This window comes from Vibrio sp. 2130-1 (assembly GCF_033339515.1).
This window is the reverse complement of record NZ_JAWOUT010000523.1, coordinates 1-581: the sequence shown is the minus strand read 5'-3', so window position 1 is coordinate 581 and position 581 is coordinate 1. Positions and strand designations below refer to the sequence as shown.

General features: G+C 47.8%; 1 pseudogene. It reads right to left on the bottom strand.

What is annotated here, in order from left to right:
• Positions 1-581, bottom strand: a pseudogene (locus tag R7Q09_RS27185) (cell division protein DamX); the annotation flags it as partial.

The window sequence follows — 581 nt, the reverse complement described above, 5'->3', positions numbered from 1 at the left end:
GTCATGGCTGCTAACTGCAAGGTGTACGCTCTTGGGGATAACGCTTTTAGCTCTTCACGTGCAAACGAGAATTTGACGATAGGTTTACTTGATGTCGTCTCTGTTTTCGCAACCTCTTCTGATGCAGCATCGCTTGGCTTCACCACTTTAATCAAAGAAGAGTTTGTCTCTGACTGGGTTTTCGCTTGAGGTTCAGCCCCTTCTACTAACGCTTTAATATTGTCTGTATTCGCTTGCTCAGGCTTACCTTCTAACAGAGCATCAACCACGTCAGATTCAATCACAACACGCTGCTGGGTGTCATCATTCCCGACGCTTGCTACTTCTTCTGTCACCGTTGGTGGCAATGAGTTGGAATCGTCAGTCGCATCTGATAAATCGCCATCATTTGGCAAGTCGTCAGTCGCTGAGGTTAAATTAGATTCTGATGGCGAAAGAGTCGGCTCAGTGAGTGTCGGAATGGCAGTTTGCTCGATGCTTCCCGTGATCTGCTGCGCTTTGTCATCTGGGCTTGGCTGATTAAACATCCACCAATAGCCTCCAGCGGCCAGCAACAGTAGCACCAAAACCACTAATGCGAT